At 63.0% G+C, this 23,262-nt stretch carries 19 protein-coding genes and 7 pseudogenes; 8 read left to right on the plus strand and 18 right to left on the minus strand.

Annotated elements, in window-relative coordinates; translation table 11 throughout:
* Window positions 1-2: 2 nt before the first annotated feature.
* Window positions 3-200 (plus strand): hypothetical protein, encoded by a 198-nt coding sequence (locus ACFXS9_RS18170; RefSeq protein ID WP_392700331.1) that lies wholly within the window; start codon window positions 3-5, stop codon window positions 198-200.
* A 134-nt stretch (window positions 201-334) separates the two neighbouring features.
* On the opposite strand, the pseudogene ACFXS9_RS18175 reads toward ACFXS9_RS18170, so the two are convergent.
* The 4 genes and pseudogenes from ACFXS9_RS18175 to ACFXS9_RS18190 all read right to left on the minus strand — a co-directional run.
* Window positions 335-1,051 (minus strand): annotated as a pseudogene (locus tag ACFXS9_RS18175) (Crp/Fnr family transcriptional regulator); the annotation flags it as partial.
* Between the two features lie 788 nt (window positions 1,052-1,839).
* On the minus strand, window positions 1,840-1,959 hold the full coding sequence (locus ACFXS9_RS18180) for a hypothetical protein (RefSeq protein WP_392690832.1): 120 nt from the start codon (window positions 1,957-1,959) through the stop codon (window positions 1,840-1,842).
* 128 nt (window positions 1,960-2,087) lie between these two features.
* Window positions 2,088-2,996, minus strand: a pseudogene (locus ACFXS9_RS18185) (hypothetical protein); the annotation flags it as partial.
* Between the two features lie 289 nt (window positions 2,997-3,285).
* Window positions 3,286-3,981 (minus strand): DUF899 family protein, encoded by a 696-nt coding sequence (locus ACFXS9_RS18190; RefSeq protein WP_392690834.1) that lies wholly within the window; start codon window positions 3,979-3,981, stop codon window positions 3,286-3,288.
* Window positions 3,982-4,269: 288 nt separating this feature from the next.
* Here ACFXS9_RS18190 and ACFXS9_RS18195 point away from each other — a divergent pair, with 288 nt between their 5' ends.
* Both ACFXS9_RS18195 and ACFXS9_RS18200 read left to right on the plus strand, forming a co-directional pair.
* On the plus strand, window positions 4,270-4,791 hold the full coding sequence (locus tag ACFXS9_RS18195; protein ID WP_392690836.1) for a FecR domain-containing protein: 522 nt from the start codon (window positions 4,270-4,272) through the stop codon (window positions 4,789-4,791).
* Window positions 4,792-4,801: 10 nt separating this feature from the next.
* Window positions 4,802-6,697, plus strand: a complete 1,896-nt coding sequence (locus ACFXS9_RS18200; RefSeq protein WP_392690838.1) for a CHASE2 domain-containing protein — start codon at window positions 4,802-4,804, stop codon at window positions 6,695-6,697.
* A 14-nt stretch (window positions 6,698-6,711) separates the two neighbouring features.
* On the opposite strand, the pseudogene ACFXS9_RS18205 reads toward ACFXS9_RS18200, so the two are convergent.
* The 3 genes and pseudogenes from ACFXS9_RS18205 to ACFXS9_RS18215 all read right to left on the minus strand — a co-directional run bounded on the left by ACFXS9_RS18205 (window position 6,712) and on the right by ACFXS9_RS18215 (window position 9,791).
* Window positions 6,712-8,210, minus strand: a pseudogene (locus tag ACFXS9_RS18205) (glycosyltransferase family 39 protein).
* Between the two features lie 7 nt (window positions 8,211-8,217).
* Window positions 8,218-9,348, minus strand: a complete 1,131-nt coding sequence (locus ACFXS9_RS18210; RefSeq protein WP_392690840.1) for a glycosyltransferase — start codon at window positions 9,346-9,348, stop codon at window positions 8,218-8,220.
* Between the two features lie 245 nt (window positions 9,349-9,593).
* Complete coding sequence (locus ACFXS9_RS18215) at window positions 9,594-9,791, minus strand: hypothetical protein (RefSeq protein WP_392690842.1); 198 nt, start codon at window positions 9,789-9,791, stop codon at window positions 9,594-9,596.
* Window positions 9,792-10,106: 315 nt separating this feature from the next.
* Here ACFXS9_RS18215 and ACFXS9_RS18220 point away from each other — a divergent pair, with 315 nt between their 5' ends.
* Complete coding sequence (locus ACFXS9_RS18220) at window positions 10,107-10,619, plus strand: phasin family protein (RefSeq protein ID WP_392690844.1); 513 nt, start codon at window positions 10,107-10,109, stop codon at window positions 10,617-10,619.
* Between the two features lie 286 nt (window positions 10,620-10,905).
* Entirely contained in the window at window positions 10,906-11,730 is an 825-nt protein-coding gene (locus tag ACFXS9_RS18225) for a DUF72 domain-containing protein (RefSeq protein WP_392690846.1), read from the plus strand.
* An 8-nt stretch (window positions 11,731-11,738) separates the two neighbouring features.
* Here ACFXS9_RS18225 and ACFXS9_RS18230 read toward each other — a convergent pair whose 3' ends face one another.
* Both ACFXS9_RS18230 and ACFXS9_RS18235 read right to left on the minus strand, forming a co-directional pair.
* The gene (locus tag ACFXS9_RS18230) at window positions 11,739-11,903 is read right to left on the minus strand and encodes a hypothetical protein (RefSeq protein WP_392690847.1); all 165 of its coding nucleotides are present in this window, start codon (window positions 11,901-11,903) and stop codon (window positions 11,739-11,741) included.
* A 62-nt stretch (window positions 11,904-11,965) separates the two neighbouring features.
* A pseudogene (locus ACFXS9_RS18235) lies at window positions 11,966-12,709 on the minus strand (Bug family tripartite tricarboxylate transporter substrate binding protein); the annotation flags it as partial.
* 143 nt (window positions 12,710-12,852) lie between these two features.
* Here ACFXS9_RS18235 and ACFXS9_RS18240 point away from each other — a divergent pair.
* Complete coding sequence (locus tag ACFXS9_RS18240; protein WP_392690849.1) at window positions 12,853-13,317, plus strand: DUF488 family protein; 465 nt, start codon at window positions 12,853-12,855, stop codon at window positions 13,315-13,317.
* A 13-nt stretch (window positions 13,318-13,330) separates the two neighbouring features.
* Here ACFXS9_RS18240 and ACFXS9_RS18245 read toward each other — a convergent pair.
* The 7 genes and pseudogenes from ACFXS9_RS18245 to ACFXS9_RS18275 form a co-directional block, all read right to left on the minus strand.
* Window positions 13,331-14,246, minus strand: a pseudogene (locus ACFXS9_RS18245) (PhzF family phenazine biosynthesis protein).
* A gap of 11 nt (window positions 14,247-14,257) precedes the next feature.
* Window positions 14,258-15,499, minus strand: a complete 1,242-nt coding sequence (locus ACFXS9_RS18250; protein WP_392699839.1) for an adenylate/guanylate cyclase domain-containing protein — start codon at window positions 15,497-15,499, stop codon at window positions 14,258-14,260.
* Between the two features lie 113 nt (window positions 15,500-15,612).
* A complete protein-coding gene (locus ACFXS9_RS18255) occupies window positions 15,613-16,779 on the minus strand; it encodes an ABC transporter permease (protein ID WP_392690851.1) in 1,167 nt (388 codons plus the stop codon).
* Window positions 16,776-17,723, minus strand: coding sequence for an ABC transporter ATP-binding protein (locus tag ACFXS9_RS18260; RefSeq protein WP_392690853.1), 948 nt, complete (start codon window positions 17,721-17,723; stop codon window positions 16,776-16,778). The genes ACFXS9_RS18255 and ACFXS9_RS18260 overlap by 4 nt, the downstream gene beginning before the upstream one ends.
* Entirely contained in the window at window positions 17,720-18,505 is a 786-nt protein-coding gene (locus ACFXS9_RS18265; RefSeq protein WP_392690855.1) for an HlyD family secretion protein, read from the minus strand. The genes ACFXS9_RS18260 and ACFXS9_RS18265 overlap by 4 nt, the downstream gene beginning before the upstream one ends.
* Window positions 18,502-19,209 carry a TetR/AcrR family transcriptional regulator gene (locus tag ACFXS9_RS18270; protein ID WP_392690857.1) on the minus strand — a complete coding sequence of 236 codons (708 nt, stop codon included), beginning with the start codon at window positions 19,207-19,209 and terminating at the stop codon, window positions 18,502-18,504. Before ACFXS9_RS18270 ends, ACFXS9_RS18265 begins: the two co-directional genes overlap by 4 nt.
* Before the next feature lie 959 nt (window positions 19,210-20,168).
* Window positions 20,169-20,296, minus strand: a pseudogene (locus ACFXS9_RS18275) (transcriptional regulator); the annotation flags it as partial.
* Between the two features lie 2 nt (window positions 20,297-20,298).
* Here ACFXS9_RS18275 and ACFXS9_RS18280 point away from each other — a divergent pair.
* Window positions 20,299-20,424: pseudogene (locus tag ACFXS9_RS18280) on the plus strand (3-oxoacyl-ACP reductase); the annotation flags it as partial.
* A 46-nt stretch (window positions 20,425-20,470) separates the two neighbouring features.
* Here ACFXS9_RS18280 and ACFXS9_RS18285 read toward each other — a convergent pair.
* Window positions 20,471-21,559, minus strand: coding sequence for a substrate-binding domain-containing protein (locus ACFXS9_RS18285; RefSeq protein WP_334381657.1), 1,089 nt, complete (start codon window positions 21,557-21,559; stop codon window positions 20,471-20,473).
* 210 nt (window positions 21,560-21,769) lie between these two features.
* On the opposite strand from ACFXS9_RS18285, the gene ACFXS9_RS18290 reads away from it, so the two are divergent.
* Window positions 21,770-22,723 carry a cyclase family protein gene (locus tag ACFXS9_RS18290; protein ID WP_392690859.1) on the plus strand — a complete coding sequence of 318 codons (954 nt, stop codon included), beginning with the start codon at window positions 21,770-21,772 and terminating at the stop codon, window positions 22,721-22,723.
* Window positions 22,724-22,920: 197 nt separating this feature from the next.
* Here ACFXS9_RS18290 and ACFXS9_RS18295 read toward each other — a convergent pair whose 3' ends face one another.
* On the minus strand, window positions 22,921-23,133 hold the full coding sequence (locus ACFXS9_RS18295) for a hypothetical protein (protein ID WP_392690861.1): 213 nt from the start codon (window positions 23,131-23,133) through the stop codon (window positions 22,921-22,923).
* Window positions 23,134-23,262: the final 129 nt, after the last annotated feature.

A 23,262-nucleotide genomic window follows, 5' to 3' on the forward strand; every position in this document is an offset into this window, starting at 1 on the left:
CCATGGCGCGCATGCAAGTCTCAACCGAAACCTCCACCTGGCTGCTACAGGCAAAGGACATTCTTGATGAGGCGCGACGGCTGAAGCCGGGCCCTGAGCGCGACGAGCTGCGCCAGACAGCGAAGGTGCTGCACGAAATTGCGAAGCTCGAGGCGACATCCGAGTCAGCGCCCGAACGTGATCGGCGGCAGAGAACCTGATCTGGCGGAGAATCCACCCCTCGATGTGCGTTCCGGAATGCCGCAGCAGCAAGTCGCGACGCGGAAGGTCGAGCGGTCGCTGAAACGCGCTCAGATGGCTCCGCCCGATTTAATTCCGGAATCCGCCGATCTTCGGGCAGAGCCGCCGCGCGAGATCGGGCCGAATGGAGCGCGAACATCTCCTCGACTTCGAGATGCATTACGTTGTGGCATTCGCATGCGACCGCTGCGAGCCGCGCCGGATCGATCTCGATCATGCCTCGTCGATCGGACCTGATCGCGCCACGGGCGCGCAGCTTGCGCATCAGCAGTGTTACGGTCGTGCGTCGTACACCGACTATTTGCGATAGCGCCTGCTGGGTGAGCGGGAGCACATCATGGTCGACGCGGTCGCGAAGCTGGAGCAACCAGCGAGCCATGCGCGCCTCGACCGGGTGAAGCGCATTGCAGGCCGAGCCGAGCTGAAGCTGCATCAGCATCGCCCTGACGTGAATCTGGACCGCGTACCGGATCGCGGGGCTGCGGTTGAAAGCGGCGTGAAATCGCGATGCGGGGATCCGAAAGGCGGTGCCCGCCGCACGAACGACCGCGGTCATATCTGAAGGTGACGGCCCGAGCACCGAAAGCATGCCTACTGCTCCCTCACGCCCGACTGCGGCGGTAGCGACCGTCTGTCCGTCCGCCATGTCAATCATCAGCGAGATGGCGCCGCTATGAGGGAAGTAGACGTACTCGATTGCGTCACCCGCCCGCAAAAGGACCGCTTCCTGATTGAGCGCGATTGTCTCAAGCTCGGGCTCCAGCAGATCGAAGTCCGACGCCGGCAATGCTGCAAGAAGGCGATTCCCCATTCCGCGGCGAGACGTCACTGCGGAAAACCATTGGTAAGGCGTCCGCAACCATCTCCGTCTGGAGCGTCGTGAAACGCGAGCTTTAACATAAGTTTGAAAATGCCTTTTTTACGCGTACTCACGCAACATGCTCTCGCTCAACACACTCCAAACGCCCCGGCGCGAGGCAGACTGCTCGCGCTGTCTCAAAGAGTTAGATGCAAGTGGGCCGCCAGACGCAACCGTAAAATGCGCATGGGTAACACCGTAAGCTTACGGGGGAACCGTATGGTTCCATCCCGGCCTACGTACAAATCGCGATCAAAAGACTGTTCCATTTTTGAAACTTCCGATCCGTGCGGCTCAGGCTGTTCTCAAGGATGCAAAACCGGCAAGCGACGCCTGTCGCACATCGGGCATGCTTCCGGCCCTTCGTTCAGGGAGCTATGGCGGACGTCGTCGCTTTGCCTGTGCTACGGACTCTCTCCGTCATTCCAGCAAGCACCCGGTCTTCCCTGTGCCCTCTGAATGAGAGGGCGGGAAGTGAAGAGCAAACCTCAGGCGCAATGCGTCGCGAGATCGCGAAGTCATATTCAGTGTGTCGTCCCTGCGAACGCAGGGACCCATAATCACAAATGCGAATTGGGAAATGAAGCTGGAGCCCGCGATCGTATCAACAACCACGAGCAGTGGTTATGGGTCCCTGCGTTCGCAGGGACGACACCCGATGTTAGGCTCTTGGGTAAATGACGTCAAATCCGTCCTCGTCATTGCTGCGAGTAGCAGAGCGACGACTTGTCCGCATCCGCCTATTGGACTTTCACCAGCACCGCGAGCCGGCGGATGCCCTTGTTGCGATAGGCGTCGAGGAACGCATAGTAGTCCTTGAACGACACGCAGCCGTTGGACTGGCCGCTCGGCCCGAGCATGTAGCTGTGCGCGAGCAGCCCGTCGCGGCCGAAGATTTTTCCTCGCCGCCGATCGGCGTCAGCCGCAGAGCCGGCACGCCGTGAAACAGCGCCTCGCGCGGCTTCAGTTCGTAAATGTGCGGCGGCGTCACACCCTGCATCCGCACATGTGAATATTTGGGATCGTCCATCTTCGAGCCCAGTCCCGAATGCGCCTCGAGCTGGGTGCCGTCGGGCAGATAGACCTTGCGCGCCGAAATGTCGTAGACCGCGGTCTGGCGATCATAGGGCGGCGAGCCGCCCATCATCGGGTTCTGGCTTCGCGTATCGATGATGCTGCCGGTGACGTTGGCGTCGGCGGATGCAAAAGCGAGCAACGAGTTCTGCGAAGGCTGCTTGCCCCACAGCTTTTCAACCATGGTCTGCTTGTCGTTGGAAGCAATCGACATCACGGCGGCCTTGGCGCGCTGCGCCATGTCGCGAACGGTCGAGCCGGACGCCTTCGCGGTCTTGGCTTCGGTCTCTGCTGGCGCTGGCACAGGTGCGTTCAAGGCGAGCTTGGTGGCAGGAGCGGAAATCTTCGGCTTCGCCGCTTCCGCGGGCTTCGATGCTTGAACGGCTTTCGGCGCCTCGGCCGGCGGCGAAGCTTCCGCCAGTTTCGTCGGTTCGACGGACTTAAATTCCGCCGCTCTCGAGGGCTCGCCTTGCGCGGCAGCGGCCGCGAACCTTTCGTTGAACATCAGCGAACTCGCGACGTTCTCCGGGGCGGGCATCACCAGCGACTGTTGCGGCAGCGAGGCGAAAATCTCATTGAAGGCCGGCCGCACCGCATGCGCCGCGACGGTGCTCGGGTTGTTGACGACGGGCGCCTCGAAGCCGGCGTTGTTCACGGATGGATAGATGCTGGCGCCGAGCACGTAGGTGTAAACGGTCCAGGCGCAGCCCAGCACAAGGCCTGCGACCGCGACACCGCCGAGAAGATACTGGGGAATGCCTTTGCGGGAGGATTTCCCGCGGCTGCGGGCCGCAGGACCGAACGCACGCGTACGCTTACTCATTCACACAACGCCCAGAACAACCGTTCCACCAAGTCCCCCTTTGATGCCGCGTCCGGATATGTCCCCGGGCAGCATCTCGCAGAGGCACAGAGCGTCATTAAGGCGACTTTTAGTTAAATCCGGCTTAAACGCGGGCGGATGTAAGGCGGGCTCAAATCCATGGAACTATTGGAGAAATTTCCCCGCAATGATGCGGGCGTTGGTCCCAATCAGGGACACCCGGCGTGACGTAAACGCCGGATGTCCCATAACGGGCCAAGTTCGGCCTCAATCCTTGACGGCAGCCTGGTTAATAGCTCAACCGCGGATACCAATCCTTGCCGCGCCCTTCCGGCGTGGTGTCGAGAACGGTCCACAGCGGATCGAAGTCGGGTGCGCCGCGCGGGTCCTGTCCGGGGTCGGCGGTCGACGGTCCCATTTCAGCGGACCAGAAATGGCGGATGCTGCCGTCACGCCGGGTCAACACGGTGTAGCCGGGCACATCGGCATCCGCCGCGCTGACGTAGTCGCGCGTGTAATCGCCCGACGCATCCGAATAGATCCTGTGCCGTGTCCAGCCGCGCGCCTTCTTCGCCTCGATCAATCGCGCGATCGGCGAACGCGCCACGAACACGAAGGCGACGCGCTGTTCGAGGTCGGGCAGCTTGCCTTCCCAGGTGCTCATGAAGGACGTGCACATCGGGCACGGCTGCTCGCGCTGCGGACCGAACATGTAGCTGTAGATCACGAGCGTCTGCTTGTCGCCGAACAGGTCCGACAAGGTGGCCTTGCCGCCCTCGCCTTCAAACACATAATTCTTCGTCACCGCGCCGCCCGGCGGCAACGCGCGGCGCAATTCGGCGACCCGTTCGACGTGACGGCGCAGTTCAATCTCCTCGGCCAGCAATTGCTCGCGGGCGCGGCGATATTCGGCGCTCTCGTTGGGAAAGCGCACGCTGTTTCCGCGGGCGAGGTCGGCGGCGGGTTTCAGGGCGGAATTGGACATGGCAACACCTCGGTTGTGGTCGAGTGGTTACAAGACGTTTCGCGCCTCTTCGATCCGACACCTGCGCAACGGAAATTTCGATGTTCCTGCCGCCGTTTCGGTCCATTTTCGAGCCATTTCTGTGCTGTTTTACCGGATCTTTTTGCTGAACTGCCGGATCGGAAGACTTCGCCGAACCTTACCCGCCGAAGGCCGACATACTATTGGCTTTGCATTGGATCGCGGCGCTTGATACGGTGCCGTATCACCCTACTCCTCTGTTTCGCCGCACCCCCAAAGGGAGCCGCCATGACAATGCTGGCACGCGCCGGATCGATCGCCTTCGCAGGCATGCTGCTGTTCGCCGGATCTGCGGCGGCGCAGCCGGCAAAATCAGGCTGCACGTCCGCATCGACGGCCCAGGGAACGCAAACGCTGCATTGCCCGACCGCGATCACGATCGTGGCCGAAAGCGGCGCGAAGTTCGAACTCAGGGATCGCAACCGTGATGGCCAGGTCGATTCCGTCGAACTCAGTAACAAGGCCCTGCTGCTCGAAGTGCCGAAGAAGCCGGGTCGTGTCAGGTTCGAGGTGATGACGCCGCAGGCGATTGCCGCGGTGCGTGGTACCAAATGGACGGTGGACGCCGAAGGTACAAAGACGTCGGTCTTCGTCGTCGACGGCCGCGTGCGCGTGGCGCGGCCCGCTGGCCGCGGCAGCGTCGTACTCGGCGCCGGTGATGGCGTCGACGTGGAGCCGGCGGGCGGGTTGATCATCAAGCGCTGGCCGCCTGCGCGCGTTGCGGCCCTGATGGCAAGATTGGGACAATAGAAGCGAGCGAATGAGCCGTCGACGCCTTCATATTCTGGTTGCGTTGCTTTGCACGGGATTATGGGCAGGCGCGATATGGCTCGGCCATTCGGCCGGCCATTTGCGGTTTCTCGACCGGCTCGAGTCGGCATTGACCGACGTGCGCACGCTGGTGCGCGGCGTGAAGGCGCCACCGGACCTCGTCACGATCGTTGCGATCGACGACACCATCGTCAAACTCGTCGGCACCTATCCGCTGCCGCGCGCAGAGATAGCCAAAATCGTCGAGGCGATCGCGCGGCTGAAGCCGAAAGTCATCGCGATCGATCTCCTGCTGATCGACAAGGGACCCGCCGATGGCGATGCGGCGCTCGCGAAATCGCTCGCGGCGGGTCCGACGGTCCTTGCGGCGGCTGCGGTATTTTCGAACACCGTTCAGCCTTCCGCGGAAAGCGATGGGCCACTGGCCGGCCTGCCGAAGGCCAGCCGCTTCCTGCTGCCGCTACCGGCATTCGCCGACCGCGCGGAAGTCGGTATCGCCAATGTTGCGACGGGCCAGACCGGCACGCCGCTCTCGGTTCCGATGCTGTTCCGGACGCGCGACAAGATCGAGTTGTCGTTTCCGCTCCGTGTCGCATCGATCGCGATCGACCAACCGCTGACAATCGAGCCCGACCGCCTCAGGTTCGGCGATCGGCCGATCCCGACCGCCTCCCACTACGCGCTGCCGATTTCCTATTACGGCCCACGCCAGACCATTCGCACGATCAGCGCCGCCAATCTGGTCGACGGCCAGATCGACAAGGAAGCGATTCAGGGCCGCATCGTGGTGCTCGGCGCGACCGCGACCGGCGCCGGCGACTTCTTTCCCACGCCGTTCGATTCACTGATGCCTGGGGTGGAAATCATTTCCACTGCGATTACGCATCTGGTCGCAGGGGACGGCCTCGTGCGCAACCAAACGGTTCGCATCGCCGGGGCGGTCACGGCGATCCTGCTCCCGATGTTGCTGGTCGGTTTGCTGGTGTGGCGGCGAAACCCGATCGGTCTCGTGGCGGTCAGCGCGGTCGTGCTGGCATGGGCGACCGCGAACACGATTGCTTTCGCGCACGGCATCTGGCTCGACGCCGCGACGACCATTGCGGCAGCAGCGCCGCCGCTCATGCTGTTCGGTACGATCCAGCTATGGTCTGGCCGGCGCAGCGCCCAGCATCTCGCCGTACAGAACAGGCTGCTCGAACAATTCCAGACGCCGGGCCTGCAGGAATGGCTGACACGCGATCCTAACTTCCTGCTGGCGCCGGTCCGGCAGAATGCCGCGGTGGTGTTCGTCGATCTCTCTGGATTTACCTCGCTCAGCGAAACGCTCGATCCGGATGCCACGCGGGGGCTATTGAAAGAATTTCACGCGCTGGTCGACAAGGAAGCGACGCGATGCGGCGGCATGATCACGAGTTTTCTCGGCGACGGCGCCATGATCCTGTTCGGCCTACCGAAGCCGGCTGAGGATGACGCTACGCGCGCGGCACAATGTTCGATCGCGCTCTGCGTCAAGACCGAACGCTGGATCGAGGCGTTGCCGCCGCCGATCGCCGTGCGGATCGGCTTCAAGATCGGCGCGCATTTCGGGCCGATCGTTGCCTCCCGGCTCGGCGGCCGCAACCATCAGCACATCACCGCGACCGGTGACACCGTCAACGTCGCAAGCCGGTTGATGGAAGTGGCGGCCCGCCATGATGTTCGGCTGGCGCTCAGCGACACATTGCGCATCGCAGCCAAACGCACTGGCGCGCGGCTGAAAACCGGAAGCCTTACCGGTCCCGTCGAAGCGCAGATTCGCGGCCGATCAGGCTCGCTCGCGGTCTGGCTGTGGCGGAGCGAACGCCCCACGCTGGACCAACGCACGCATCGCGACGCCGCCGAGTGACTGGCCCACGCGTCCTATCGCAATTCCGGCGGCGGCGTGCGGTCGAACACTTCGCCCTTCGGGTTCCGCAGGAGATGGAGCGCATAAGTCTCGATTACGAGCGGGCCACGCCTGCGCTCGACCTCCCCGATCTTCTCCACGCTGGCAAACATGTCGCTCAACGGAGGATCCCCCGGCCAGACCTCGCGGACATAGAGCAACGGGCCGGCAAGCCGCGCTGCATCGGGCTCGGGCATGTTGACCCAGCGGATGCGCAGGTTCTGCTGCGCCACGCAAGTGCCCTTCGGCAGGTGGAAGGCGAGCCAGCCGGTGGTGCCGTAATCCGAGGCGAGCACGCATGTCGCTCCCGTTCGCGCCCTCGCCGCTTCGATCGCTGCGGCAGTTTCGCGCCAGCCGATGCCGACGCTGCGCACCGTGGCATCGCGGGCATAACCTGACAGCACGCCGCTGTTGGCCTGTACAACCAGCAGCACGAACATCAGGACGCCGGCCGGCACGGCCCAGCGCCGGCAGAAATCGACCAGGCGCTGCCAGCCCGGCTCCCACTCGACCAGATGGGCGGCGACGGCGGCGGCGACGGCAAACGCCGGGTAAACCGGCGCAAACCAGTTCGCCTCGACGCGCGCATGCAGCGAATGCCAGACGAAATAGGCGACGATGATCCAGAACATCACGTTGACCAGCGCGCGCGCCGGCAGCTCGCCGGCCCGGCGGCGGAGAAGCGCGTAGAGACCCATCGCGCCGAGGATCCAGACCAGCGGCGTCGCAAACGCGATCTGGGTCGGAATCAGTTCAGCGATATAGACCGGGCGGAAATCCTCGATCCGCGCCCGCCCCATCTGCTTGATGAAGGAAACCCAGTGGTGCTCGGCGTTCCACAGAATGACCGGCGCGAAGAGCGTTAGCGCAACGAGCCCGCCGAGATAAAGCCAGGGCGAGACCAGCCAGTGCCGCAGTTTGGGAACCGCGATCAGCCAGATCAGGATGGCGGGTCCGAAGAACAGTGCGGTGTATTTCGACAGCAGCGCGCAGCCGGCCGCTGCGCCGACCGCCAGCCACCACACGCCGCGGCCGGTCTGCAGCACCTTGGCGAGCGCAAACAGCAGGAAACTGGACGCCACCAGGAGCGGCGCGTCCGGCGTCACGATCATGGTGCCGACGGCGGCCATCAGCGTGATGTTCAAAAGGATCGCCGACGAGGCCGCCACCCGCCGGCTGCCAAACAGGATGGCGGCGGCGTGATAGATCGCCCAGCTCATCGGCAGCGCCAGCAGATCGAGAGCAGCCGCACGCCAAACTCGGTATCGCCTGCGATCAGGGTGCCGAGCCGGATCACCACGGCAACCATCGGCGGATGATCGTAGTAGCCGCCGGCAAGATGCTTCGACCACATCCAGTAATAGGCTTCGTCGAAGGTGATCGGCGTGAACGCGGCAGCGATCAGGCGTAGCGCGATCAGCGCCAGGATCGCCAGACCCGTGTTGAGGGCAACCCGCGCCTCGTTCGAGGTCATCTTCCGATTATCGCCTGCGCCAGACGAACAGACCGGACATGGCGTAATTCCAGACCACGCCCATCAGCGCGCCGGCAAGCCCCGCGAGCCACCAGATCGGCTCCTGCTCGAAGATCGAGAACGCCACCCCGACGTTGGCAAGCAGGCCGACGCCGCACACCAGATAAAACAGCAGCAGGCCGCGCAGGATCGCAAATCCCTTCAACCGCTGGTCGCGATAGGTGAGGAAATTGTTCAGAATGAAATTGCTGGTCATCGCGACCAGCGCACCAATGGCCTGCGCCTCAGCAAACCGGGCATTGAAGATTTCGTGCGCGATGAACAGCGCCACGAGATGTACGACAAGGCCCGTGCCCCCGACCATCGCGAACAACAGGAAACGCAGTGACACGACGTCATGCGTCAGCTTGGCCAGCACCAGCCCGAGGAAATCCAGCGCCACCATGGAATCGAGCTTGCTCTCGCCATGCTGGCGCGAGCCGAAGGTATAGGGAATTTCGACGGCGCGCAGCTTGCCCTGCGCCGAGGCGACGATATCGAGCAGGATCTTGAAGCCCTGGGTCGAGAGCTGCGGCGCCAGTTGCTCGAAACGATCGCGGCGAATCATGAAGAAGCCGCTCATGGGATCGGCGATCTCGACCTTCAGCGTGCGCTTGGCGACCTCGGTCGCAAGCTGACTGGCGCCTGCCCGCTGCTTGTTGAAACTGTCGGCGCTACCGCCCTCGATATAGCGGCTGCCGACAACCAGTTCCGCCTCGCCGCTCCGCAGCAGCGCGACCATCTTTGGCAGTTGCGCTTCGTCGTGCTGCAGGTCTGCGTCGATCACCGCAGCATAGGGCGCGCTCGATGCCAGGATACCCTCGATGCAGGCACCCGACAGCCCGCGTCGCCCGACCCGGCGGATGCAGCGGACGCGGGAATCCTTCTGCGCCAGCCCCCGCACCACTTCCCAGGTTCCGTCGGGGGAATTGTCGTCGACAAAGACGACTTCCCAGGCGATGCCGGCCAGCGTCGCCTCCAGCCGCCGGTACAGCACCGTCACGTTGTCGCGTTCGTTGAAGGTCGGAACGACCACCGAAAGCTCAGGCAAACCGGCCTGCGACGGGGTTTCGGGGCCCGGTTTGATGGCGTCATTCATGGGAGCCAGCGTATATCCGCAGCCGCCTCACATGCCAAGGCGGGGTTCCGGAACAGCCACTCAATCGGGGAAAACGGCCTTGGAAGAGCCCGAAATGCCAACGACCACGAACAGAGGCGCACGTACATCCGGCGCAGCCAAACTATTCATGGTCGTCCCAGCGCCGGAGCTGTGAAGCGTCAACGTCGCCGTTAGATTCAATATGGGAACACCGCCCGCGTTCCGCAAGGGACGGTCCGTCTCTCCTAATTCGGCACTTCCCAGATCACCGGCCCGCGCGGCGCTGGCGCAGCAGGAACCGGTTGCACCGGCGCCGATTGCTGGATGCTGGCCGGTTTGGCGGGCTTTCCATACTGGCCGATCGGCCCGTAGGCGACGGCGACCACCATCACGACCGAGGCGACGATGGCTCCCAAAAGACCGGCGAATGACTGCGAATTCATACTCAACGTTCCCCTACGCCTGACCGGGAACTGATATCATGGAAAAAGCACGTGGAGGAATACTCCCTGAGTCGACATTGAGAAAATCGGCCATCGAGTCCACCTTTCAAAATCTGACCACGCGAGTGCCGCGCAACCGACAAGCAAGAACCGCGATTAGATCGCAAACATGGCGGAGTCTCGACCTTTGATTTGACAGGGAATAGGGGAAGCAGATGTCGAATACAGATCAGGGCAAGCCGACCGGGAAATCCGGACGGCGCAACCGAAGAAGGAGAGCGGGGCAAAAAGGCCGCTCCCCAAGAGAACCCGACCGTGGGCCCAACCGCGAGCCCGGCGCCGGTTGAATTGCAAAGCCCGGATCAGGATCTGCCGCTGCAGCCGGAGCCGGTTCACGCGGAAAGCCCGAAGGTCGATCAGCCGGCCGTCGACGAACCAGCCGTCGCCGCATCGCCCGAACCGCAACCGACCGCGGCGCCCTCGCTGGCCGAGCCTGCGCCAGCCGAGGCTGCATCGATCCCGTCCGCGCCAGTCGAACCCGCGGCGGAGCCTGCGCCGGTCAGCCTGCAGACCATCGCGAACGCCTATCGCGACTACACAAGGAAATCGCTCGAGGATTTCGGGTCCTTTGTCGAGCAGCTCAGCGGCGTTCGCTCGCTCGACAAGGCGATGACGGTTCAAAGCGAATTTGTGAAGCGGGCTTATGAGACGTCCGTGGCCGAGTCGCAAAAGATCTGCGAACTCCACACCAAACTCGCCAAGCAGACCCTCGAACAACCCTTCAAGGGACTGACGGGTACTACGCGGGCGCCGCACGGCAAGCCCTGAGGTTCACGTGGTCCGGCGCAACTGGGTGGAAGCACAAACGGGTGGAAGCAAAAGGCTCCGGTTTTCCGGGGCTTTTTTTTCAGGGGACCACGCCTATGAGCCGGTGCCCTGCCCGCCCGGCCCCACTTGATTGTTCGCCGCAGAAACATCTGCATCCAACTCTACGGCCGTCACAGCCCGCTATCTCTGGTTTCCGAGAGCTTGTCGTCCGCTGCGACAAACTGGCCAATCACGGCCGGTTTGGCTAACATCGCTCGGAGCCCTCCCCTTTTCGAAGAGTCTTCCAGTGAGCAAGCCCTCGAAGTCGACCGCAACCGGCAACGGCAGCATCTATATCGGCATCGGCGGCTGGACCTTCGAGCCGTGGCGCGGCGTGTTCTATCCCGAGAAGCTGGCGCAGGCGAAAGAGCTGTCCTACGCCGCCTCGAAGCTGACCTCGATCGAGATCAACGGTACCTATTACGGTTCGCAGAAGCCGGAGAGTTTTCGCAAATGGGCGCGTGAAGTGCCCGACGGCTTCGTGTTCTCATTGAAGGGACCGCGCTTCGCGACCAATCGTCGTGTGCTGGCGGAGGCCGGCGATTCCGTAAAGCGCTTCTACGATTCCGGCGTGATGGAGCTTGGCGACCGGCTCGGCCCGGTGCTCTGGCAATTCGCGCCGACCAAAAAATTCGACGAGGCCGATTTCGGCAAATTCCTCGAACTGCTGCCGCGCAAACTCGATGGCCGCGCGCTGCGTCACGTCGTCGAGGTACGGCATGACAGTTTCTGCATGCCGGAATTCATCGCATTGCTGCGACAATTCGAGACGCCGGTCGTATTCGCCGAGCACGGCAAATATCCCGCGATCGCCGATGTCGTCAGCGACTTCGTCTATGCGCGCCTGCAGAAGGGCAATGACGAGCTCAAGACCTGCTATCCGCCGAAGCAGCTCGACGCCTGGGCGAAGCGGTTTCAGGCCTGGGCCGCCGGTGGCGAGCCCGACGACCTGCCGCGCGTCGACAAGGTCAAGCCGAAGAAGATGCCGCGCGACGTGTTCGCGTATGTGATCCACGAGGGCAAGGTGCGCGCGCCTGCGGGTGCGATGGAATTGATCGAGCGGGTCAAATAGTCAAACGCTCAGTCGAGCTTGATGCCGGCCTCGCGGATCAGTTTCGTCCAGTTTTCGTATTCGGACGCGACGAAGGCATCGAGCTTGTCGTCAGGCAGGTCCCACGGCTCGCCGCCGCTCTTCTCGAAACGCTCCTTGAGTTCGGGCAGCGAGGCACGGATTTCGCGGCGCAATTTGGTGATGACCTCCGGCGGGGTCTTGGCAGGTGCAAATATCCCGAGCCGGAATCGACATCGAGGCCAGGCACGCCCGCCTCCGACATCGTCGGCACGTCGGGAGCCAGCGGGCTGCGTTTCGACGACAGCACTGCGATGCCCCTCGCCTGCCCGGACTGCACATAAGGCAACCCGGCGGCAATCAGATCGAAGAACAGGTCGATGCGGCCGGCCAGCAGGTCGGTGAAGGCCGGCGGAGACCCCTTGTAGGGCACCTCCAGAAATTTGACGCCCGCAGCCTTCATGAAGGCAGCCGCTACCAGTTGCTGACCGGTGCCGACGCCTGCCGTCGCGACCGAGATCGAGCCCGGGTTAGCCTTTGCGGCAGCCACGATGTCCTGCAATTTGCCGTGCGGCAAATCCTTGCGGCCGACCATGACGTAGCCGAATCTGTAGACCAGCGCGACCGGTACGAAATCCTTGCGCGGGTCGTAGCCGAGCTTGGAATAGAGGGCCGAATTGAATGCCATGTTGGAGAGCCCGCCGACCACCAGCGTGTAGCCGTCCGGCTCGCTCTGGCTGGCGGCCTGCGTGCCGACGACGGTGCCGGCGCCGGGCTTGTTCTCGACCACGAAGGCCTGCCCCATCCGCTTCGACAGCGCATCCGCCACATGCCGCCCGACCAGATCGTAACTGCCGCCGGGCCCGATCGGGACGATGATCTTCACCGGACGATCGGGATAGCTTGTCTGTGCGTGCGCTGCGGCAATGCCACAAACGACAAGCGCGAGCAGCCCTGCCAGCGTCCGGCAAAATCGGTTCATCGTGTCCCCCGTGCATCCGGCCTTCGACCGGCTCTTTGGAGGGACTATGCGACATGCCGCGCCCGGCGGCAACGCGGCATATGGAAATCATCCGCGCACGACCCTAGCTTTCCCGATGACAGATCAACGCACCGGATATCGACATGGCCCGCAAGACCAAACGCCTCTTCACCATCGGCTATGAGCAGACGCCGGCGAAGGCTGTGCTCGACGAGCTGGAAGCGTCGGGCGTCAAGCTCTTGGTGGACGTGCGCGCCGTTGCTTCCTCGCGGCGGCCGGGCTTCTCCAAAACTCAGCTCGCGGCCGGCCTCGACGAGCGCGGCATCTCCTATCTGCACCTGAAGGGACTGGGAACGCCGAAGGAGGGCCGCGAGGCGGCGCGCAGCGGCAAGTTCGATCTCCTTCACAGGATCTATTCCAGGCACCTGAAGACCGCTCAGGCCAAGGAGGAACTCGACGAGCTTTCAGCGCTGGTGAAGCAATCGGGACCCGTCTGCATTCTCTGCTATGAGCGCGACCATTCTCATTGTCACCGCCAATGGATTGCCGAGATCATCGAGAATCGCGACGGCGTGAAGGTGGAAAATCTGGTCGCGCCGCAATTGTAGACCTCGTAATCCGTCACTCGTTTCCTTCAAGCCGGAACGTTCCCTCCATCATCTTCACGCTGGTGCCGCCAACGTGAATGGATGCAATCACGCCATTCTCTTTGCGGACGCGGGTCAACAGCAGGCTCGGCCGACCCATGTCGACGCCCTGCCCGATCCGCAATTTCAGTTCGCCGTCGTTAGTGGGGTCGAGATCGGCAAGCAGCGCCGCGCAGGCGGCGGTCGCGCTGCCGGTGGCCGGGTCTTCGGACAATCCGCTTGCGCCGGGATGAAACATCCGCGCCTGCAAGTCGCATGGCCTTTCGCCGGCCGGCACGTCGCGCGTATAGAAGTAGACGGCGTCGCTGCCGTCGCAGGGGAAGGTTTTTGCGAACGCCGCGGCGGCTGGCCTGGCACGCCGCAGCGCCTCGCGGGAGGCCACTTCCACCGCGAGGAAGGCCAGGCCGACCGAGATGACCTGCGGCGGATGACGGTCGGTCTTGACGTCGCCAACCGACAATGAGAGGCAGGCCGCCGCTTGTTCGACACTGACATGGGACATCCGCTTGAGCGGCTGCGGCGCCGTGAATTCGGTGCTGACGACCTTGCCATGATCCGTCACAATCTCGACCGGCACCAGGCCGGCAGCCTCCTCGAATAACAGCCGCGCCGGCGGCTTTTTCTGCCAACGTCGCCAGCACAAAGGCGGTGCCGACATTGGGATGGCCCGCGAAGGGGATTTCGCGGTTCACGGTGAAAATGCGAACCTGCGCGTCGTTCGCGCTCTCGCGCGACGGCAGCACGAAGGTCGTCTCCGAATAGTTGAACTCGGTAGCGATCGCCTGCATCTGTTCGGTCGACAGCCCGCCGGCATCGAGCACGACGGCCAGCGGATTGCCGCCGAAGGCGCGGTCGGTAAAAACGTCGACAGTGATGTAACGCCGCTGCATTCTTTCTCTCCCTATGCCAACCGCCACACGGCCATCGGCCGCTCATAGCCCCTGACCTCCACCTCGCCGAGCGAGACGGCATCGCGGCATGCTTCGCCCAGCGCGTCGCGAACCGCTTCGGAGATCAGGAATTGCGAGTTGAAGTCCTTGTTGAGCGCTTCCAGCCGCGAGGCGAAGTTCACGGTGTCGCCGATCACGGTGTATTCCTTGCGCCGGGGCGAGCCGATATTGCCGGCGACGACCTCGCCGAGATGAATGCCGATGCCAATGCGCAGCGGCCAGCTAGTCCCTTCGTTGAACCGCTCATTGGCTTCCAGCATCTCGCGAGCCGCGGCGACCGCCCGGTGCGCCGGGTCCGGCGCTTCCAGGGGCGCACCGAACAGCGCCAGGAATCCATCGCCCAGAAATTTGTTCACGATGCCGCCGTGGCGATCGAGAATGTCGACCAGCACGGCAAAGGCGCCGTCGAGCCGGTCCACCACTTCCTGCGGCGTGCGTGTGCGCGCGCCGGCGGTGAAGCTGCGGAAATCGACGAACATCACGGCGACGCGGCGGATGTCGCTGTCGGTTTTAGTGCCCTCGGCCATCAGACGTTCGACCACTTGCGGCGAGACATGCTGGCCGAACAGGTTGGTGATGCGGTCGCGCGCGGTCGCCGCTCTGATGCTCGCCTCGAACAGCCGCCGCAACTGGTGCCCGACCGCACCGGCGAGCACGCCGCAGATCAAGATGATCAGGCTGCGCGCAGCGTGATAGTAGATACTGGGCTCGGCCTCTACGCCAGTCGGCGGGTGGTAGAACATCGCCATGCAAAACAGTTGCACGGCGGCGACGGCGCCGGTGAAGGTGGAGAGCCAGAAATCCAGCCGAAGCGTCGAGAGAATGATGAAGATGAAATAGGTCATCGGCGTCACGAAGCCGAGCGCTTCCACCGAGCCCATGCTGTTGATGTGCAGCGCCAGCGCGACCGTCGGCATCGAAGTCTCGATCAGCGCGCCGAGGTAGCGCCGGATCACCGGCAGGTCGCGACCCTTCTGCATGTGACGGGTGATCTGGCCATGCACCCACAATTCGAACAGGATGAACGGCAAGATGATCGAATAGAGGTATTCCGGCTTCAGATTGCCGTGCCAGACGCGGCTCACCGCCTCGGGCGCGAAGAAGTAGACGGTCCCGAGGATGATGGCGAGCAGCGCGGTGGTTGCGATCAGCGCCTTGATCCGCAACAGCTCGGTCGTCATGACCTCGTGCATCAACGCACGCTGGAAGTCAGCCGACACGCCTGTGTCTAGATCGCTCTTCCCTTTGCCCCAGAACCTCACCGTTTCTTCCTTCGTCACTCCGCGATGGTTCGACCCGGAATACCTCAATCGAGCGTCCTGCGGAAGCGTGTCACGGCGATCGTCATTGCCACCAGCATCAGTACAATGAGTGCAATCGTGTCGTATTGCAGGTTGGAAGGAGCCGCGCCCTTCAGCATGATGGCGCGGACGATGCGGATGTAATGGGTCAGTGGCAGTCCCTCGCCGAGATACTGCGCCCACACCGGCATGCCGGCGAACGGAAACATGAAGCCGGACAACAGAATGCTCGGCAGGAAAAACATCATCGACATCTGCATCGCCTGCAACTGGTTCTGCACGATGGTAGAGAAGGTATAGCCGATCGACAGGTTGGTGGTGATGAACAGCGTCGTCAGCGCCGCCAGCAGCGCCACGCTGCCGAGAATCGGCACCCCGAACAGCAGGACACCGATGCCGACGATCAGCGAGGCCTGGATGAAGCCGACGATCACGTAGGGAATGATCTTGCCGAACATCACCTCCACCGGCTTGATCGGCATCGACAACAGGCTCTCCATGGTGCCGCGCTCGATTTCGCGCGTCACCGACAGCGCGGTGAAGATCAGCATAGTCATGGTCAGGATTGTACCGACAAGGCCAGGCACGATATTGAGCCGCGATTCCGCTGCCGGATTGTAACGGGCATGCGCCCTGATCTCGAACGGAAGCTGCGGCGGATCGCCGATGTGGAGGTCGTGCGCGAGCGCGGTCTGCACCACTGCACCGAGCGTGCCCAGCGCGGAGCCGGCCGCGACCGGATCGGTCGCATCAGCCGCGACCAATAGCGCCGGGCGGTCGCCGCGCCGCACCGCGCGTTCGAAGCCGCGCGGGATCTCGACCCCGAACAGCACCTTGCCCGACTGCAGGAGATCGTCGAATTCGGCGACGCTGTGTACTTCGCGGGTGAAGCGGAAATATTTGGTATTCTCCAGCGCCTTCAGCACCGAGCGCGCCAGATCGCTGTCCTCCTGGATCAGCACCGCCGTCGGCAGATGACGCGGCGTGGTGTTGATGGCATAGCCGAACAGCAACAACTGCATCACCGGGATCATCACGATCATCGCGAACGAGACGCGGTCGCGGCGGAGCTGGATGAATTCCTTGACCAGCATCGCATAGCTGCGCCGCCAGAAGCCGAAAGCCGGCTCCGGCACGCCGCGATTTTGGCTGGCAGCATCGGTTGCACTCATTGGAAATTGTCCTTTGAGCGGTTCATGAGATCGATGAACACGTCTTCCAGCGACGGCTCACTGTCCTCCCAGCGCCACCCCCTCTTATCGCGATAAGGCGCGATGGTTGTCTCCAGCGCGGGCTTGTCGCGTCCTGAGACGTGCAGGCTGGTGCCGAACGGCGCCACCATGTCGACGCCCGGCTTGCCGGCGAGCTCGGCCGCAAGTCCGTTCAGGTCGTCACCGGAAACCGTGTAGGTCGACAACGCTGATTTCGCGATCACTTCGTCGACCGTGCCGTGCGCCAGCAGGTGACCGTAAGCGATGTAAGCGATCTCGTGACAGCGCTCCGCCTCGTCCATGTAATGGGTGGAGACCAGCACCGTCAGCCCTTCGGCGGCCAGCGCGTGGATCTCGTTCCAAAAATCACGCCGCGCCTTGGGATCGACGCCGGCGGTCGGCTCGTCCAATAGCAGCAATTGCGGATTAGGCAGCGTGCAGGCGCCGAGCGCGAGCCGCTGCTTCCAGCCGCCGGACAGTTCGCCAGCAAGCTGCTCCTCGCGGCCGTTCAGGCCGATCCGCCGGATCATGTCGGCCGCGGCGCCCCGCGCGTCGCGCATTCCGTAGAGCCGCGCGACGAATTCGAGGTTCTCGCGGACCGAGAGATCCTGATACAGGCTGAAGCGCTGCGTCATGTAGCCGACCAGGCGCTTGATCTTGTCAGCGTCGCGGCGGATGTCGTAGCCGAGGCAGGTGCCCTCGCCGGCGTCGGGCGTCAACAGCCCGCACAACATGCGGATGGTGGTGGTCTTGCCGGAGCCGTTCGGCCCGAGGAAGCCGTAGATCGAGCCGCGCTTCACCTGCATCGAGAGGTCATGCACGACCTCGCGGCCGCCGAACGATTTCGACAGCCCGTCGACCTTGATGGCGATATCCGCGGCAGATGTCGTCGAAACCGAACTCATTTCTTCTCCGCTACCGGCGTCCGGCCGTTGAGGAATACGCTGATCGGCTGGCCGACACGCAGCACGTCTGGCCGGTTCGGCCGCGCCTGGATCAGGTAGACCAGCTTGTTGCGCTCATCGAGGCTGTAGATCACCGGCGGGGTGTATTCCGCCGTCGTCGCGATGAAGTAGATTTTTGCGGTGAGATCGGGCGCGCAATTGTCGCAGGTCACCCTCACCTCGTCGCCGATCGCAAGCTTCGGCAGTTCTGTCTCCGGCACGAAGAAGCGAATCTTCATGTTGCCCGGCGGCATGATCGACAGCACGGGCCGCTGTGCCGGCACCATCTCGCCTTCGCGGAAATAGATCTGCTGGACGGTGCCGCCGACCGGCGCGAAGCCGCTCCGCCGCGCGAGGCGTGTCTGCGAAGTATTGACGCGGGCTTCCGCGACGCGCAACGCCGAGGTCGCCGAATCGAGGTTGGCCTGCGTGCCGGAGCCGGTCTTGCTCAGCGACGCCGCGCGGTCATAGGTCTGCTGCGCATTGGCGAGCGTCGCCTTGTTTTGATTGAGGTCGGCCTGCTGCAAATCGTCGTCGACCGTATAGAGCTGCATGCCGGGCTTCACCTCGTCGCCCTCGCGCACATTGAGTTTGGTGACGCGGCCGGTCTCATCCGGACTGACGAAGATCATGTCGGCCTCGACCCAACCCTGAAAGCCCGGATCCTTACGCTCCGTGCAGCCGGCGAGTACGGTGGCGAGCGCCAGCGCGGCCAGGATCGTTATCGTTCGCGACGAAGTCATGCCGTCCTCCGTTCGCCAAAAATCAGATCGAGATGCACCCGAAACATTTCGAGGGCATCCAGTGGCGCATGTCTGCTGAAAAGGCTCTGCCAGATCACGGCGATGAGCGCGGGCGCCACCATGATTTGCGGAAACCGCGCCAGGTTCTTGTGTTGGATCTCGCCGCGCGCGATACCGAGTTCGATCAGCGCGCGCATGCCCGCAAGGCCTCGCGACACCACTTCGCGGTAATAGAAGTCGGCGACCTCAGGAAATCGCGGGCCTTCGGCAACGATCAGCCGCACAAGGTCGCCGCGCCGCGTGGTCGCCACCTCCTCGATGAAGGTCTTGGCAAAGCCCTCCACCATGTCGCGCACCGATGCTCCGGGCTGCGGGGGCGTCGCCCAGAGGCGGGTGACCAGCGGCACGATGGCGGTCCGGATCAATTCCTCGAACATCGATTCCTTGTCCTTGAAGTGCAGGTAGATCGTGCCCTTGGCGACGCCGGCGCGTTTGGCGATGTCGTCGAGCCGTGTCGCCGCAAAGCCGCGCGCGATGAATTCGTCCATCGCCGCCGCGATGATGGCCCCGCGCCGCTCGGCAGCGCGCTCGGCGCGGTTGGAGGCCGGCTTGGGCTTCGAGGAGGCCGGTGCCCTCGCTCCGGCCCGGCGATCGGCCGGCTTCGGGGCGGATTTCCTGGCCCTTTTGGTGGCTTCATTTGTCATGTTCCATTTATGACTGACTGGTCAGTCATTGTCAATTTCGATCTCTCCGTTTGGCACTCACATGGGCGTGACCGGGTTGGACGTCCCTGATCGCGCTGCCCGCCGAGGATGTTGCGTATCGCGAAGAGACATCACATCCCGCGTATGTGGGGTAGCCGGCAAGCTGCGGACCCATCCGCGTCATTGCGAGCGCAGCGAAGCAATCCATCCTTCGCATGCGGGGTGATAATGGATTGCTTCGCTGCGCTCGCAATGACGGGGATATGACTTCGCGTTCTCGCGACGCACCGCGCCCGAGGTTTGCATCTGGTGTCCCCTCCTTGAGAAGGAGGGAGCAGGGAATGCCGGGTGCTTGCTGCACCCGCGGTCTCGTGTGCAATAAGCGCTAAGAGATGCGCACACGAGCATACAGGTACAGCCGAGGCACTCCGGCATTCCCTGCGCAGTGGGTTTACGGCTTATGCCGCGCTCTCCCTGGAGACGAATTCCTCTTGCCTCCATCGCTGCCGGCTTGATGGCTGATCGATCCGGTTGGATCGAACTCGCCACCGGCAGCTTGACACCAGCCACGGGTGCCAGGACCACACGGTTTTGCCGTACGCAATAACGTCGTTCATCTTGCGCGCCGTGAGCCGCTCACGAGTTTGACTTCGCCCTGCACTCACTTTGCGCGCCGACGCCCTCGCGTCCACCGCATCCCGCCTCGCGTTCGTGACGACCGCGATACGCCCCTCTTGCCGAGACGGGACGGCGCGGAAAAAACCACTGATTTGGGGTGATGTGGAAGCGGAATATATTTGCGGGGCAGACTGGACGACCCAAATCAGCTTGAATCTGTTCAGCAAATTAGATTTTTGGCGCAACGGCTTTTCCGCTGCGATGGCTCGCTATCCTGACGTCGTCGCGCTTCCACATTTCTTGTGGGACGCCCCCACTCCCGACAGGCAGCGCCGTCGGACTCAGCCGCCCTTGGCTTTGCGGCCGCGCGCACTCGGCTTGCCGGCACGCTCTTTCCATATTCGTTCCACCAGGCCGTCAGCGCCTCCATCGCGGGTCCGAGCCCGCGCGCCTTTTGCGTGATCTCCCGGCCGCTACGGATCGCCGGAGGAGGACGTCGCACCGGTCGTCCTGTTTCTCGCGAGCAAGGATTCGCAGTTCGTGACGGGCTACAGCCTGACGCCGGATGGTGGCTCGATCATCGACAGCGCGCGGTGATTGGCAAACACAGCGTGCGGAGTACGTCCGACTCTGCCGATCGCCCTCACCCCTTGCGCATTTTGCTGAGCAGATAGTTGTCGTAATAATTTTCCGCTATCTGCGTATAGAACAGCACTTCCTTCATGTACGCGTCGTGGCTCTCCTTGGTCTTCTTGAATAGCGGGCTCTTCTCGGCGATCTCGTTCAGATGGTCCTGCGTGGCCTTGTAGCAGGCTTCCATGACCGGCTGCGGAAACGCGCGCAGCTCCGCGCCGTTGGCGACAAGCCGCTTCAGGGACGCAGGATTGACGCTGTCATACTTTTCGATCATCCACGCGCCGGCTGCCGAAGCGGCCTGGTTGAGGATCGCCTGGTACGGCTTGGGAAGTGCATTCCACTTCTCCTCGTTCACGGCCATGTGCAGCATGGCCCCGCCTTCCCACCAGCCCGGGAAATAGTAGTATTTCGCCACCTTGTAGAAGCCGAGCTTCTCATCGTCATAGGGGCCGACGAACTCCGCGGCATCGATCGTTCCTCGCTCGAGCGCCGGATAAACGTCACCGCCCGCGATCTGCTGCGGCACGACGCCGAGCCTTGCGAGCACATGGCCGCCCATGCCTGCGATGCGGAATTTCAGGCCCTTGAGGTCGTCGACCGTCTTGATCTCCTTGCGGAACCAGCCGCCCATTTGCGTGCCGGAATTGCCGCACAGAATCGCGTGCGCCTTGAAAGGCTTCAGCGCCTCGTTGCAGAGATCAGCGCCGCCGCCGAACGTCCACCAGGAATGCTGGTGGCGATGGTTCATGCCGAAGGGCGCGCCCGTCGCATAGGTCAGCGCTGGCTCCTTGCCGATGTAGAAATAGAGCGGCGTCTGCGCGATCTCGACGGTCGAGGAGCTCACCGCATCAAGCGCCTGCAGGCCGGGCACGATCTCGCCTGCCGCAAAGGTTTGAATCTGAAACTTGTTGTCGGTGGCATCAGCCACGTATTTCGCGAAAGTCTGCGCCGTGCCGAAGATGGTTTCGAGCGACTTCGGAAAGCTCGAGGTCAGACGCCATTTGATCTCCGGCGCTGCTTGCGCGATCGCAGGTGCCGCAACCAGCGTCGTCGCGCCGACCACGGCGCTGCCTTTGAGGAACGTACGGCGTTTCATGATGTACTCACTCCCTCAAATGAAAGTCGATTGGCGTGGGGCGAAGCGCCTTCCGCGCCCGTTTGATCTCATCATAACGGACTTCGAGGCATGCGTGGAAGCACAACCTCACCGTGACCGGGCGGATTGTCGCTTGAACCGCCTCAATCGGACCAGCATTATTCATCCCAGGGGCGCCGTCTCCAGAGCGCCCTCACTTGGGAGGTACAGATGAAAGCATTCACATTGGGTGCGGCGATCGCGCTTGCGTTTTCCGCTGCGGCCTACGCGCAAGCACCAAGCTGGACGGTCCCGTCCGAAAGCCAACGCTGTCCGTCGAAATGGGGCGCGGCTGACGAGCGCGGCTCGGCCAATCACCAGAAGCCCGCGGCCGTGATGAACGCAGCGAAATTGATCAAGACCGGCGAGGTGATCGAGCTGGCGCACGTGCTCGGTCCCAGCATGGCGTTCTTCGGAACGCGGCGCTTCGACATGCATACCAAGCGCACGTTCATGAACCAGTTCTCCAACATGCGTGGCTCGAACGAAGAGATCATCATTACCGAGCTTGGCCAGGTCGGCACGCAGTTCGACGGCTTTGCGCACCAGACCCATCTCAATAGCTGGTACAATTGCCAGAAGGTCGACGAGAACGCCGACCGCACCGGCTTCAAGAAGTTCGGAATCCATAATGTGGGCACGCTGTTCACGCGCGGCGTGCTGATCGACGTCGCGGGCTTCAAGGGCGTCGAGATGCTGGGCGACAATTACGAGATCACGGTGGACGATCTCGAGGGCGCCCTGAAGAAGCAAAACCTGACGCTGCAACCCGGCGACGCGGTAGTTATCCACACCGGCTGGGGCAAGCTCTACGGCAAGGACAACCCGCGCTATGTGAAATCCTGCCCGGGCATCGGCGTGCCGGCCGCGCTCTGGCTAGCCGCAAAGGACCCGATGCTGCTCGGCGCCGACAACTGGCCGGTCGAAGTCGCGCCCAACCCCGACAAGCAATTGTCGCTTCCGGTGCACCAGATCGCCCTCGTGGTGAACGGCATCCATCTGTTGGAGAATCTCAAGCTCGACGAGCTCGTGCAAAAGGGCGTCGGAGAATTCGCCTTCGTGATGCAGCCGCTCAAAATTCAAGGCGGTTCCGGCTCCACGGTGTCGCCGATCGCAGTGAGGTAACGAGTAGCGAACAAGTAGCCCGCACGAGCAACGGGGCGCGCATTCGCGCGACCCGTTGGCTCATGCGGGCTACGCTTGCTACTCCTCGGTCGGGCCCGGAAGGAGGCGGCGAAGGCGCTGAGCTTCGTGCCACGCCGCAAGACCCTGCTTCCCGAGGCGAGCTAGCCTGGTTGCCAACTGCACGAGGATGAGTGTGATCATGGCTGCCGGCCCGCTTTAGCAAGCAGACGCCCGGCCTGCTGCCCGGCGTCGTCAGTCAGTTTGAACCCGCGGGCGGCAAGGTACTGCGCAACGACACGGTCAGCGCGCCGCTGACGGGCTTCGATTTGAACGCGCAACAATCGGGTGAAAAAAGAGGGCTTTCCGGTCGGGGCAGAAAACCAGGCCCCAGTGATGAGTACGTTCGCCATGGATGGCTCCTTTATCGGAGTTGTCCCTGGGCGAATCTCCTTCCCTGACACGAGAGATAGGTACTGGTGCCAACAAATGCGAGACCAAATACCTTGCACTCATGCATCAATTTTGCACCCCGCCGCGCA

Origin of the sequence: Bradyrhizobium sp. RDI18, from assembly GCF_043203335.1 — a bacterium.
In the GTDB taxonomy this organism is placed as follows: domain Bacteria; phylum Pseudomonadota; class Alphaproteobacteria; order Rhizobiales; family Xanthobacteraceae; genus Bradyrhizobium; species Bradyrhizobium retamae.